Annotated in this window: 10 protein-coding genes and 1 riboswitch; of the genes, 8 read left to right on the top strand and 2 right to left on the bottom strand. The window is 46.3% G+C overall.

The features are described from left to right. Window positions 1-925 precede the first annotated feature (925 nt). The 6 genes from L693_RS0125780 to L693_RS0125755 all read left to right on the top strand — a co-directional run bounded on the left by L693_RS0125780 (window position 926) and on the right by L693_RS0125755 (window position 7,932). Window positions 926-1,630, top strand: coding sequence for a response regulator transcription factor (locus L693_RS0125780; protein ID WP_025721160.1), 705 nt, complete (start codon window positions 926-928; stop codon window positions 1,628-1,630). Window position 1,631: 1 nt separating this feature from the next. Next, window positions 1,632-2,576 (top strand): sensor histidine kinase, encoded by a 945-nt coding sequence (locus L693_RS0125775; protein ID WP_049825281.1) that lies wholly within the window; start codon window positions 1,632-1,634, stop codon window positions 2,574-2,576. A gap of 101 nt (window positions 2,577-2,677) precedes the next feature. After that, the gene (locus L693_RS0125770) at window positions 2,678-3,601 is read left to right on the top strand and encodes an ABC transporter ATP-binding protein (RefSeq protein WP_025721158.1); all 924 of its coding nucleotides are present in this window, start codon (window positions 2,678-2,680) and stop codon (window positions 3,599-3,601) included. Next, entirely contained in the window at window positions 3,594-4,289 is a 696-nt protein-coding gene (locus L693_RS0125765) for an ABC transporter permease (protein ID WP_025721157.1), read from the top strand. Before L693_RS0125770 ends, L693_RS0125765 begins: the two co-directional genes overlap by 8 nt. Before the next feature lie 75 nt (window positions 4,290-4,364). Further along, window positions 4,365-4,509, top strand: a riboswitch (FMN riboswitch). 176 nt (window positions 4,510-4,685) lie between these two features. Further along, the gene (locus L693_RS0125760; protein WP_025721155.1) at window positions 4,686-5,633 is read left to right on the top strand and encodes a DMT family transporter; all 948 of its coding nucleotides are present in this window, start codon (window positions 4,686-4,688) and stop codon (window positions 5,631-5,633) included. A gap of 268 nt (window positions 5,634-5,901) precedes the next feature. Further along, window positions 5,902-7,932, top strand: coding sequence for a methyl-accepting chemotaxis protein (locus L693_RS0125755; protein ID WP_025721153.1), 2,031 nt, complete (start codon window positions 5,902-5,904; stop codon window positions 7,930-7,932). 188 nt (window positions 7,933-8,120) lie between these two features. On the opposite strand, the gene L693_RS0125750 is transcribed toward L693_RS0125755, so the two are convergent. Continuing rightward, window positions 8,121-9,602: a carboxylesterase/lipase family protein gene (locus tag L693_RS0125750; protein WP_025721151.1), complete on the bottom strand. Its 1,482-nt coding sequence runs from the start codon at window positions 9,600-9,602 to the stop codon at window positions 8,121-8,123. Between the two features lie 196 nt (window positions 9,603-9,798). Further along, a complete protein-coding gene (locus L693_RS0125745; RefSeq protein ID WP_025721148.1) occupies window positions 9,799-10,362 on the bottom strand; it encodes a GbsR/MarR family transcriptional regulator in 564 nt (187 codons plus the stop codon). Window positions 10,363-10,786: 424 nt separating this feature from the next. On the opposite strand from L693_RS0125745, the gene L693_RS0125740 reads away from it, so the two are divergent. Further along, window positions 10,787-12,010, top strand: a complete 1,224-nt coding sequence (locus L693_RS0125740; protein WP_025721147.1) for a quaternary amine ABC transporter ATP-binding protein — start codon at window positions 10,787-10,789, stop codon at window positions 12,008-12,010. Beyond that, window positions 11,985-13,742, top strand: a 1,758-nt coding sequence (locus L693_RS0125735; RefSeq protein ID WP_025721145.1) for a glycine betaine ABC transporter substrate-binding protein, incomplete at its 3' end; no start/stop codon positions are given. The genes L693_RS0125740 and L693_RS0125735, both read left to right, overlap by 26 nt.

The following is a 13,742-nucleotide window of genomic DNA, read 5'->3' as shown; positions in this document are numbered from 1 at the left end:
TTTCAATACATCTCATGTTGTGGTTAAAGGCTAGTAGAATCAAGGGTTCCATTTTTAACAATGAGCATATTTTACTACAGCCGCAAGGGTTCCACAATTTTTTCCCAACCTCGAGTCATTATTCTAAATTTCAGAAAAAAACGCCTAAATGGCTTGTGGCTCTAAGTGATTCCCTGTATCATTCCATTTAGAGGTTGGGAAAAAGTGAACCCTTCACGTCTCATTTTTTTAAATTTCAAGTAACTTCAAGGACAATGATTTTATTATCATTAAAATTGGATTCCGTCCTCAAAATAGACCTTTAGCCTGTATTGTAATGGATTTCTTGAAGGTATAATGGTAAATATATTTGCTATACAATCCGAACTCGAAAATGAACAAATAAGCGGAGTAGGCGGAATAGTGCTATACAAGCGAAGCGATCGCTTTAAAAGCTTTCCGTAGGAAAGCTCGCTTCGGAAGCATCACTTCCCTGGATTTCTACGCTGATCATAGGCTTTATTCAAGAAATCCGGGGGCGGTAGCGATGGGAAGCACTATCCGACTACGCAGTGGCACGATATGAAACTCTTAAGTTCGATTTATATAGTTCAAATACAATGAAATTAACACTTGGTGTATTTAAATTTGCAATTCTTTTTTTAATCTAAAGAATTTGAATTAAACCATAACATATGATGTCTTTTTAATCTCCGTTCGTAAACTTCTATATGTTTTCCTTTTGGAAATTCCTAATTCATTCCCTCTCGGACATTTTCATTGCATTTTTTGATTTATACTAGTTATCATTGCATTTCTTAGTTTATTCTAAATTTACAAAATATATATAGAATTTCTCCCCAGACCGGTATATAATCTAATCAGTTTCATCTAACAATTCCACTTATGAACTGATCCCCAAAATTAGGAGGAGCTACACACACCTATGAATCCTCACATACTACTTATTGAAGACGATCTATCCATTGCCGAAATGCTGCACAAGGCGCTCACCAAAGAAGGCTACAAGCTAACGACCGCCTATGACGGAGAAGAAGGGCTTGCTGCCTTTGAACGTCACACCTATGATCTGGTGCTAGTGGATTTGATGATGCCGAAGGTGGATGGCATGGAAGTAATCCGCCGAATCCGTACCAGCAGCGCGGTGCCGATCCTGATTATGTCAGCGAAGGACAGCGACGTGGATAAAGCGCTTGGACTGGGATTTGGTGCGGACGATTATGTCGCCAAGCCCTTTTCGATGTTGGAAATGACCGCACGGATTCAATCCGCCATCCGCAGATCTACTACATATGCCCGTCAGCAGCAGGAGGAACAACCAAAAGCACAAGCTTTGAGCTACGGCGATCTGCATATTGATTTCGATCATTTTACAGTCATTCGCAATGAGAATGAATTACAGTTAACAGCCAAAGAATCCGACATTCTCAAGCTGTTCGTAACCAATCCGAACCGTGTATTTACGAAGGCGCAATTATACGGATTTATCTGGAAAGAGGATTATATGGGCGATGAAAACGTGATTAACGTCCATATTCGCCGCCTGCGTGAGAAAATCGAAGAAGATCCCTCCCACCCTGTCCACATTAAGACTCTTTGGGGCATTGGCTACAAATGGGAGAACGGCTGATATGAACATCGAGAACATTTCGGAATGGATTGTCGTCGTCATCATGTCGGTCGTTATTGTATGGCTCTGGCGGGAGCGTGTGGCCTATAAACGCAGTATTAAGGATGTCCGAACCCTACTAGAGCGGATTGTGACGGTGAACCATGCGGAGAAGCTGCTATATGTCACAGGTGACGCTGAACTGCAACGACTCATGACCGAAATCAACCGTTTGCTGGATCTGAATCTTAGGGTGTCGGCGGACTACAGCCGAAGCCAAATCGCCATGCGTAAAATGATTTCGAACATTTCGCACGATCTCAAGACCCCGCTTACGGTTGTGCTTGGATATGCCGAGATGCTGGATGGTGATCCGAATATTTCGCCGGAAGAACGCACAAAGCTGCTATCCAGAATTCATCAAAAAACAAACGAAGCGATTGAGCTGATCGGCAGCTTTTTTAGCTTGGCGAAGCTGGAGGCCCATGATACGGACATTCCACTGACACGGCTGGAGGTAGGAGAACTGTGCAGACGCAGCATTTTAGATTTTTATGATCTGCTGACCGCACAGGGATTTGCTGTGCATATTGATATCCTGGAGCATCCTGTTCATGCCTTGGGGAACGAAGAAGCGATTGGGCGGGTACTGAACAATCTGATTTCTAATGCGATTCGCTACGGGGCTGACGGTCGAACGTTGGGACTGACTCTAACGGAACAGCACGACACAGTGCGTATAGAAGTATGGGATCGTGGCAAAGGCATACAGGAGCCAGAGCAGGACAAGGTTTTTGAGCGCATGTACACACTTGAGGATTCGCGCAATAAGGCGGTACAAGGCAGTGGACTGGGACTTACGATTGCCAAACGCCTGGTCGAGGCGATGAACGGGGAGATTCAATTGACCAGCAGGCCTTACGAGCAGACGGTCTTCTCTTTTACTTTGAGGAAAATCAGCTATTAACTATTGATTGAACTTAATAAATTTGTAAGAAACACGAAAGAGAAATGAACATTTCACCCTTTATTCTTGAACTATCAACAGTATACGAAGGGAGAACATCCATGACTTACATATTACGCACACATCAGCTGACCAAAGCCCTGAAGGGCAATGAAATTGTAGCAGGGGTCAGTATGAATGTCCGAAGAGGGGAAACCTATGGCTTTCTCGGTCCCAATGGAGCGGGCAAAACAACGATGATGAAAATGATTACGAACCTGCTCAAGCCGACATCAGGTGAGGTTGAATTGTTCGGTGAAAAATTAACGCCAAAATCGTACCATCTGCTCGGACGGATGGGTTCGATTATTGAATACCCGATTTTTTATGACAGGCTGACGGCCCAGCAAAATCTGGAGCTGCATTGTGAATACATGGGTTATTATAACAAGCAGGCTGTTCAGGATGCACTGGAGCTGGTGGACTTGCGAAACGCGGGTGACAAACCGGTAAAGGACTTTTCATTAGGGATGAAGCAGCGTCTCGGGATTGCCCGAGCCATTGCAACCAAACCGGAACTGCTGATACTGGATGAACCGATTAATGGTCTGGACCCGGTGGGAATTAAGGAAATTCGTCAGTTATTCCACATGCTGTGCAAGGAATACGGGATGACCCTGCTCGTATCCAGTCATATTTTAGCGGAAATTGAGCAGATTGCGGATACGGTGGGCGTGATTAATCACGGGCGGCTGATTGAGGAAGTGTCGATGGAACAGGTGCGGGAAGCCAATACCGAATACATCGAATTTATGACCAACGATTGCAAAAAGGCAGTCTACGTCCTCTCCCATCATCTGAATCTGCATAACATTCGGGTACTGAGCGAGCAAAGTGTACGTATTTACGATACAAGTGTATCACAAAAGCAAATTACGAAAACCCTCATTATAAATGATGTAGAGGTGGATTCCATTTATCAGAAAAACAGTACGCTGGAAGACTACTTTTTGCGTCTGCTAAATGGAGGTGATCTCCATGCTTAAATTAATGCAGCTGGAGCTGAAAAAATTTCATCTGGCAGGATATATCCGTTCAGCCCTGATCGCCAATGTCTGCATTCTTGGGCTTACCTGCCTCATTGCGCAGACCACCCAAAGTGAAGGTATACACGAATTTGCACAGTACACTCAGATTCTGGATCTCATGGACAATTTGGTCAGGGCCACTTTTATCGTGTTTTCCTCTGTTCTGCTGTGCCGCTTTATTGTAGGCGAATTTAAGACCAAATCAATTACCATCTTGTTCATGTATCCGATTCACCGCAAAAAGCTGATGATTGCCAAACTCCTGGTCGTGTTACTGTTTACATTCCTGTCCATAATTGTATCGGAAATTGTCCTTACGGCTGCCATTCATCTGCTTAACCAGTTTGTCGTTATTGTACCAGATCAACTTACGCTTGCTGTACTGGGCCAGCAATCAGCACGGACACTGATGAATGCCGTTGCCGCCAGCTTTATGGGACTGGTTCCGCTGTATATGGGAATGCGAAGATATTCTGTTCCCACAACCATTGTAACCTCCATCCTGATTGTGGCATTGCTTTTCTCCAATAATAACGGCGCTATGCTTAGCTCTATTGCGCCTGTGCAAATCGGATTTTCTGTGCTGGGAATGCTTGTGGCTTATGCAGCAATCCGCCGCATTGAGTATAAGGATATTACCTCGTAATACGGGTACACACATTTTTCACTGGACTCCATTCCAAAACAGGTATATCCTATAGGAGAAATTAAAAAACGGAATAAGGATCTTCGGGGTAGGGTGTGATTCCCAACCGGCGGTATGGCTCATGGAGCTAAGCCCGCGACTCTGTATCCGGCAACAGGATACGGACTGATTTGGTGAGATGCCAAAGCCGACGGTAAAGTCCGGATGGAAGAAGATCGAAGCATAAACATGCCGTGAGTCGATGAGTGCTGCCTGAGTGTTTTGGTTTGGCAGCAACTTCATTTAACTTGCATCAAGCGGCAAGTTTATTTGATCAACCCCCGTCTTGCATGGCCTCTCGCCATGGACGGGGGTTTTTGTGCCACCGGTCCTGTATTCGCAAGGAGCTAAATGAATATGAGTCAATCAACAACTGTACTAACTTCCAAAGGTTTTGATCGTAGCTCCCATATGAAAAGTAGTTTTTGGCTAGTCGCGATTGGAGCGGCCTTGTGGGGTGCTGACCCGCTGTTTCGTATTATTTTGTTAAAATCATTCACCTCAGCCCAAATTGTACTGATGGAGCATGTGCTGCTTTTTGTTGCTTTGGGACCGATCCTGTGGAAGCATCGTGAGGAGCTTAAAGCAGTACGGCTTCGTCAGGTTTTGGCGATTTTGTTCGTCTCGTGGGGCGGCTCAGCTTTGGCCAGCGTGATTTTCACCATGGCACTCAGCAACGGTGATCTGAATGCCGTTCTTTTACTCCAAAAGCTGCAACCGCTGGTCGCCATTATCCTGGCACGCATTATTTTGAAGGAAATGCTGCCGCGTAATTTTGGAATTCTCATTATTATCGCTTTATTGGGGACGTATCTTCTTACCTTCGGCTGGTCGCTCCCCTTCGGGCATGCTCGTGATTTTGTCCAGGTCGGCAGTCTGCTGGCACTGGGAGCGGCAGTATTATGGGGCGGTTCGACAGTTATGGGAAGCTATTTGCTGCGCTCGATAAAATATGAGACGGTAACTTCCCTGCGCTTCATGGTGGCGCTCCCTCTGCTGATTGTCCTCACCTCTGTGGAGCATGCGCCGTGGAATATGCCTACCGGTACATGGGCGGGCGCAGCCGTAATTATCAATCTGTTATTGCAGGCACTGCTTCCGGGTCTTCTCAGCCTGCTGCTGTATTACAAAGGCTTAAGCACGACCAAAGCGTCCTATGCCACCATGGCGGAATTAAGCTTTCCAATGGTCGGTGTCGTGATTAACTGGATCGCATTCCAGCAAATTGTTACCATAGCACAACTGACTGGTTTTATGCTTATCTGGATTACGCTGTTTATGATTTCACGTCAGCAAAAAAACTAATAAGTTCTTACCCATTTCATCACTTATTTAAGTCAAATTGTTCAAGTCAAATCATTCAAGCCAAATCGCGATGATGCTTTTGCGTCTCCGATTTGTTTTTTTTTGTATAAGCATTAATACATAATATGCTACTTTTGAACTATTTTTAAATAAAAACGATTAAAACATGCAACTATTCCTCGTTTTCCATACATTACATCTATAAAATTCATAGTTTTTTGTCGAATAAAACAATGTAGTGATCAACAGACACAGAGGAGCAAGAACTATGACTAACGCAAAACAAACAATTCCATGGTGGACCAGGTTTCTCAGACAGTTTTATTTAATGAGAACAAGATTGATTGTAGCTTTTTTGGCTGTCTTATTGATTCCAAGTGCACTTATTGGATACTTTTCTTATGAAGGTGCTACAACGCAACTCAGTCAGCAAATGAGCGGTTCTGTGTACACGAATCTGTATCTGATTCGAAGCAATGTCAATCAGTATGTAACGCCCATTATGAAGGATGTGGACGTGCTTGCCACTGAAATCAAGTCTGATTCCATTGCTTCCGACGAAGATGCCCTTCAGAAAAAATTGAATGTTATCGTCAAGGCTCATCCCGAGTTGGATGCTGCGCTCCTCGGCAATACGAAAGGACAATACATTCGTACGCCGAATAAAAAGGAGGCCGATTATGATCCAAGGGAGAGAAAATGGTACAAAAACGCGATGCAGGAGAAGGGCAAAGTATTTGTCAGTGTTCCAGCTGTCAGCGTCACGACAGGGAATTTAGTGGTTAATTTATCGAGAACACTGGAGGACGGTCAAGGAGCTATTTCCCTGGCTTTGAATCTGGACAAGATGGGTCAAAACCTGCAATCTGTTAAGATTGGCGAACGCGGAGGACTCTTTATTGTTGATTCTAATCATAAAATTGTGTCTGGAGCTGGAGCAGCCTTTAACAATTCAGGCAAAAAACCGACAGACACCATTGAAGGACTTCCCGAAGTAGAGAAAAACGCTGAAAATGATACTCCTTCCATATCACAAATTAAATTTATGAATAGAGACGTATTGGCCTTTACACTCAAGGACCCTGTTACCGGGTGGAACATTGTCGCACTGTCGGATCTGGAGGATTACAGTGACGCTTCCCGACCGATTTTGAAGCAAAGCCTGATTGTGATTGTTATTTCCGTACTGATCGCTGCTATTATCATCGCGCTCATGATTCGCTCGTTCCTGATTCCGCTGCGCAAGCTGCAAGCAGGGACACGTATCGTCCGTGATGGAAATCTGACCGAGCGTGTTAATCTGTCCAGTAAGGACGAGTTCGGCGAGCTGGCACAGAATTTTGATCAGATGACACATGCCCTGCACACCATGGTTTCCGAGGTCAATCAAACGTCCTCCCGACTTGCATCCTCTTCCCTGATGATCAAGGAAAGCACGGAGCAAACGACCGAATCTGTACAGCATGTAGCGGAAACCGTCATGGAATCGGCCGAAAATGCGGCCACCAGCGCCGAGGCATCCGAGCAAACCGCTAATGCCGTTGAAGAAATGGCCAAGGGTGTCAGCACCATTGCCGAATCAGCAAGCTCCATCGTAGACTCAGCAGGACATACCGAGGATGATGTTGCTCAAGGCAGCAAAATGATTAGCAATGTACGGACACAGATGGACCGTATTCTGGAAGCCGTAAGCCAAACGGCCAGTCTGATGGATGAGCTGTCACAGCTCTCCGATGATGCCAAGCAGATGAATAGTGCTATTGCTGCCATTGCCAAGCAAACAAACTTGTTGTCCCTGAATGCATCCATTGAGGCTTCCAGAGCAGGCGAAGCCGGGCGTGGATTTGCCGTTGTCGCTGTAGAAGTACGCAAGCTATCGGAGCAATCCAAGGAAAGCGCGGATTCCATCAGTCAGATTATTACGCAGATGCTGGATCTGATTCAACGCTCTACCGCTACAATGAACGGCAATGTTCGTAGCCAGGTAGGCGAAGGATTGCGCATCAGCCAGGATGCAGAAGGTGCCTTTGCGAATATTGAGCGCTCCACATCTCATATCGTGGAGCAAATTCAAAGCGTATCCGCGGCTGCTGAAGAAATTTCGGCCAGCACGGAAGAAGTCTCGGCTACGGTGACCCATTTGGCAAGTCTGTCCCGCAGCTCGGCGGACAGTTCACAGACTACATCTGCTGCCGCTCAGGAGCAGATGGCGGCAATGGAGGAAATCGCCTCTTCATCTCAAGAGCTGTCCAGAATGGCACAGGATTTGCAAGAACTCGTGAAGCGATTCAAGATTTAACTTCCACATCACATTGTTGCGATTCCATGCAAGTTAAGGATAGGCAACGATCCATCGGTTCTGTTTAACTAAAACAAGCCTTCGTCCGTATACGAGGGATTGACCCCTGTCTCACTAACAAGGTCAGTTCCTCATTACGTGCGAGGGCTTTGTTTTTATATGTTGAATGATCGTATCTTGTTGTCAACTTATATGTTCATCTGCCCGGTTAACTGACGCCGTTTGTCCCCTTGCGGGTCATGCTCCACCGTGATGCCCTGATGAAAAATGGCAGTGGCCCGTTCTTCCCTGTCATACGTCGGCCATTCCCTTTCTGGCAGCACAGGCTTTCCAGTACGTGCAAAGGTCACCCAAGCCTGCTGCATATCATGAGCCAACGTCCGCATCGATGGTTGAATATCTAAACCGAGCTTGCCTAGCAGCTCCAGATTATCGAAAACAAACGCAATTTCCGCGCCATGAACCGCTTTTCTAAAGGTAGGATGCCCCTGAAATGTCCAGTCAAAACGATACATCCATACCGGCGCGTATGCTGACTGTGCAGCCGCGAGAGCCAAGGCAGGGCGCCAGAAAATTAGATCGGTCAGCATTTGCGCCTGACCCTCAATCGTACCAGGAAAGGGTTCTATCAGCTCGGCGGCATCCGGCATACCTGTCATCATTTCCAATGCCTGGCTCGCTGTCGTTTTGTCCATGAGATGGGATTCCTTACGGATGAAATAGTCCCCTTCATGCAGGTTCGTTCCAATCAAAACCGACACCTGCTTGGCTGAACCTTGTGCAATCGCAGACAGAGGTACTTCTGGCAAGGTCACCCCGTCAACAACGGGTTGGTAAATCATCGCCATTCCTGGTCGGAGTACTTCATGCGTTTTCGCCATAGCGAGCATCAGCGCGTCGGTCGACAGCGTAAACAACCGCTCAGGATGCTGAGTATCTACACCCAACTGCTGAAGATACATAGCCGTCACTTGCTCAGCCTGTGAAGTCGGCAATACCTGCGACGCCCCGCTCTGTAAGACCGCGCGCTGGAATAAGCCTTCAGCGGCTGGCATCGCCAATAAGGCGGCAATGCTCATCGCGCCCGACGATTCACCGAACACCGTCACCTCATTCGGGTTACCGCCAAAGGCAGCGATGTGATCCCTGATCCATTCCAGTGCGGCAATTTGATCCAGCAGTCCCGCATTCGAGGTCAGACCTTCTCCCCGTGGAGTCAAATGCAAAAATCCTAATGGCCCCAGTCGGTAATTCATCGTAACGACGACAACGTCACCCTTTTGCGCCATCCGCGCCCCGTCATATAAAGGAATAATTCCAGACCCGGTGACGAAGGCTCCCCCATGAATCCATACCATCACCGGACGCCCCTCCACAGGAGCCTCTGAAGCAGGTGCCCACACGTTCAGGTACAAACAATCCTCCGATTGCTCAGGCGGTTCTACCAGATTTCCGGTCATGCTGTCTGCTGATGGCAAAGGCTGTGGACAGATCGGCCCAAACCTCGTCGCAGCCCGCACACCCTTCCAAGCCTTCAAAGGCTGCGGTGCGTGAAAACGCAGTGCTCCAACAGGAGGCTGGGCATATGGGATACCTTTCCATACATAATATCCGTTCCCCGATTCCCCGCGTAACTGACCTAAACGGGTATGTACTATAATGCTCTCCATCATGAACCCCCCTTTATCTCATATATTTAACAAAACGGTATAAAATTTCAATACTTACATATCTCTATTATACCTTGTGTACAGGGACAAACCAAAAATTGAATGAAGCCAAACAATCCTTTATAAGGTGAAATACAAAAAACCGGAGGCACTTTGGGCGCTCCGGCATGTTGTAGACAAGATAGAACATTGGCAGTTACTCTTGAACCTCTTCCTTCGGAATCAGCTTGTAAATTTCTTCGCTCTCCAAAGAGTCAATTAGTCGGTCTAACCATTTATAATAAGCTACGGCCTGCTTCATTTTCAGACGGTCCTGCTGAAGAATTGCCTTAAATTCTGCATATTCTCCCCCCTGTGCTATCAACCTGTCCAATTCATCAATGGCTTTGCGCAGCACCAGCAAATTCGTTTCCACCGCTTTTCTCCATTTAATAGCGAAGAAGTCAGTGAACGTTTGATACCAATCATATTCGACCTCATACAGGTCCTTGCGTGAGCCTTTGCTCCACACCTTGTTCACCATTTTCAGATCTAATAGCGTCCGGACCCCCGTGCTCATGCTCGTTTTACTCATTTCCATTTCACGGCCCATCTCATCCAGCGTCATCGGTTTATCCGCAAAAAACAGCAAACCGTACAAATGCCCCGCAGACAGAGTGATTCCATATAAGTCCATGTTTTTACCTATAGCTTCTATAACACGTTTGCGAATTTTTTGCAGCGAAGCCTGCTGCTCATCACCTAACTGGTACAAGCTCATGCTTGCAACCTCCTAATTTTAGAGCATTTTGCACAACTTAGTATGAACGAATTCCCCGTGGTCGTTCAAAATCATAATTCGCAAAATTGCTAATGATAGTAGATTTTTAAAATTATGGATATACATAAATCTTTTTTCTTATGGTTATATTTCATTGTCTATTTTAAGAAAAGCATTATCGGTTGTAAAGTTCCGAATGTTTGAGCATTCTAAAGAACGAAGGAGCATATCGAAGTAAACTTCGTACAGTTTTTTCTGTACATACTTTATGAACAGTTTTTTGTTTGAAAAGTAAGTAATGCTTTGTTACAATTAATTTTGTCATTAACCGTTCAGGATGCCCAGAATTATGATTTTTTATACTCAATCCATCATGCAACATGGGGTTAATACCAAGCAAAGTATAGAAAGAAGAGGTGTATGTATGACGATTTTGGAAGTCAAAAATGTCAGCAAACTCTTTGGTCCTCACGCAGAGCAAGGTGTTCCGCTCCTGGAGCAAGGCTGGGGCAAGGAAAGGCTGGCCAAAGAGAAGCAAATTACTGTTGGTGTAAATAGAGCCAACATGGAAATTAAGCAAGGTGAAATTTTCGTGATTATGGGACTATCAGGCAGTGGCAAATCCACCTTGGTGCGAATGCTAAATCGCTTGATTGAGCCTACCTCTGGTGAAATACTTGTCCACGGCAAGGATCTCCGTAAGATGAACAAAGAACAACTCCGCGAAGTTCGCCGTAAAACCATCAGCATGGTTTTTCAAAAATTCGCACTGTTTCCACATCGGACTGTATTGGAAAATGTAGAATATGGCCTTGAAATTCAAAAGGTAGATAAAGCGAGACGCCAGGAAAAGGCACAGCAAGCGCTGGAACTGGTTGGTCTTAAAAACTGGGGCGATAAAATGCCCGATGAACTGAGTGGCGGTATGCAGCAGCGTGTCGGTCTGGCACGGGCGCTGGCTAACGATCCTGAAGTGCTCTTGATGGATGAAGCGTTTAGCGCATTGGACCCCCTCATTCGCCGCGATATGCAAGATGAGCTGCTAGAGCTTCAAGATAAAATGAAAAAAACGATTGTGTTTATCACCCATGATCTGGATGAAGCGCTGCGGATCGGAGACCGGATTGCATTGATGCGGGACGGGGCGGTTGTACAAATCGGTACGCCGGAAGAAATCATGATCCAACCGGCTAACTCATATGTAGCGCGCTTCGTCGAGGATGTGGATCTGTCCAAGGTATTGACGGCCGCCCATGTCATGCTTCGTCCAGAAACCATTACCATGGATCGTGGTCCACGTGTTGCTCTGGAATTGATGCGGGAACGCGGGATTTCCAATCTGTTCGTCATTGACCGTGCCAAAAAGCTGCTGGGTGTTATTAATGCCGAGGATGCTGTTCATGCACTACGTAACAATTTGAAGATTGAAGATATTTTGATGACAGACGGGCCACAGGTTGCTGCTGATACTGTCATTAACGATTTATTTGAAATTACAAGCTCGTCCAAGGTGCCGCTGGCTGTCGTCGATGATAAGCAGAAGCTGCTGGGCGTTATCGTCCGTGGAGCTTTACTGGGCGCACTTAGTGGAGATGTACACACTACAAAGGAGGTGAATGCCCATGATACCGAAACTGCCAATCGCTGAGTGGATTCAATCCATTGTAGACTGGATGGGTATTCATCTGGCAGGATTATTTAATGTTATTTCTTCCGTTATTGAAGCGGTAGTAGGCTTTTTCTCAGGGCTGTTTATGCTTCCACACCCGCTGGTGTTTATTGTAATCATCGGGATTATCGCCTTTATGATCGGCCGGGTTCAGCTTACGCTGTTTACTGTCATCGGCTTCCTGCTAATTGACAATCTGGGCTATTGGAGCGAAACGATGAACACGCTCGGACTGGTCATCACGTCTGCGCTCATATCCATTATTATCGGGATTCCTATCGGGATCTGGTGCGCATATAGCAAATCGGCGTCACGCATTATCACGCCTTTGCTTGATTTTATGCAGACGATGCCTGCGTTCGTATACTTGCTCCCTGCGGTTACCTTTTTTAGCCTCGGTGTTGTCCCAGGCGTAATCGCCTCTGTTATCTTTGCCATCCCGCCAACCATTCGTATGACGAATTTGGGGATTATGCAGGTGTCGGGTGAATTGATTGAAGCCTCAGATGCATTTGGTTCCACATCAGCGCAAAAGCTGTTCAAAGTGCAGCTTCCACTGGCATTGCCTACCCTTATGGCTGGTATTAACCAGACGATTATGCTGTCACTGTCCATGGTGGTTATTGCTTCCATGATCGGGGCGGAAGGTATCGGTGCGGTTGTGTACCGTGCTGTGACACAGCTGCAAATCGGTAAAGGTTTTGAAGCCGGCTTGGCTGTCGTTGTCCTGGCTATTGTGCTTGACCGTTTCACGCAAAACCTGTTCAAGCCAGCGAAAAGAAGCAAAAGCCGTGTATCTGGCAAACAAAAAGTGTGGATTACTTCGGCGGTTACAGCCGTCATTTTGATCGCCGGCGCATCTCAATATTTTATTGGAGCGGATCATTCCGCAACTGGCAAAGGTAACGCAGCCACCAATCCGGTTGGCGAAGAGGTCGATTACAAGATTATCGGCATTGATGCCGGAGCAGGTATAATGAAATCGACTGCCAAGGCGATTAAGGACTACAATTTGTCCGACTGGAAGCTGGTAGAAGGCTCCGGTGCAGCCATGACGGCAACACTGGACAAAGCCATTAAAGCGAAAAAGCCGATCATTATTACAGGCTGGACTCCCCACTGGATGTTCAACAAATATGATCTCAAATATTTGGAAGACCCTAAAAAGTCATACGGTGAAGCCGAGAGTATTCATACGATTGCTCGTAAAGGACTGCAAAAAGATGCTCCAGTCGCTTACGAATTCTTGAAGCGGTTCAAATGGACACCGGAAGATATGGGTGAAATGATGGTCGCCATTCAAGCCGGAACCAGCCCTGAGCAAGCTGCCAGGGATTGGGCTGAGAAGCATGCCGATAAGGTACAGGAATGGACTCAAGGTCTGCAACCTGTCAATGGAGACACCTTTAAGCTGAGTTATGTGGCTTGGGATTCCGAAATTGCAAGTACGAATTTGCTGAAATATATTTTGGAAAACAAACTGGGTTACAAAGTAACCGCATTGCAAGTTGAAGCTGGCCCGATGTGGACGGGTGTCGCCAGCGGTGATGTAGATGCTTCACCAGCAGCATGGCTGCCATTAACACATGCGGACTACTGGGCTAAATATAAGGATAAGCTTGACGATCTGGGTGCTAATATGACCGGTGTTAAAACGGGATTGGTCGTTCCAGCTTATATGAATATTAAATCGATTACTGATTTGCAGGAT

It is taken from the genome of Paenibacillus sp. 1-18 (assembly GCF_000520755.1).
Lineage (GTDB): Bacteria > Bacillota > Bacilli > Paenibacillales > Paenibacillaceae > Paenibacillus > Paenibacillus brasilensis.
This window is presented reverse-complemented; position numbering and strand designations above follow the sequence as displayed.

Bases quoted from the DNA above. Each gene is read 5' to 3' on its own strand.
- L693_RS0125770 (WP_025721158.1), top strand. From the start codon at position 2,678: ATGACTTACATATTACGCACACATCAGCTGACCAAAGCCCTGAAGGGC.
- L693_RS0125740 (WP_025721147.1), top strand. From the start codon at position 10,787: ATGACGATTTTGGAAGTCAAAAATGTCAGCAAACTCTTTGGTCCTCAC.
- L693_RS0125765 (WP_025721157.1), top strand. From the start codon at position 3,594: ATGCTTAAATTAATGCAGCTGGAGCTGAAAAAATTTCATCTGGCAGGA.
- L693_RS0125775 (WP_049825281.1), top strand. From the start codon at position 1,632: ATGAACATCGAGAACATTTCGGAATGGATTGTCGTCGTCATCATGTCG.
- L693_RS0125750 (WP_025721151.1), bottom strand. From the start codon at position 9,602: ATGGAGAGCATTATAGTACATACCCGTTTAGGTCAGTTACGCGGGGAA.
- L693_RS0125755 (WP_025721153.1), top strand. From the start codon at position 5,902: ATGACTAACGCAAAACAAACAATTCCATGGTGGACCAGGTTTCTCAGA.
- L693_RS0125760 (WP_025721155.1), top strand. From the start codon at position 4,686: ATGAGTCAATCAACAACTGTACTAACTTCCAAAGGTTTTGATCGTAGC.
- L693_RS0125780 (WP_025721160.1), top strand. From the start codon at position 926: ATGAATCCTCACATACTACTTATTGAAGACGATCTATCCATTGCCGAA.
- L693_RS0125745 (WP_025721148.1), bottom strand. From the start codon at position 10,362: ATGAGCTTGTACCAGTTAGGTGATGAGCAGCAGGCTTCGCTGCAAAAA.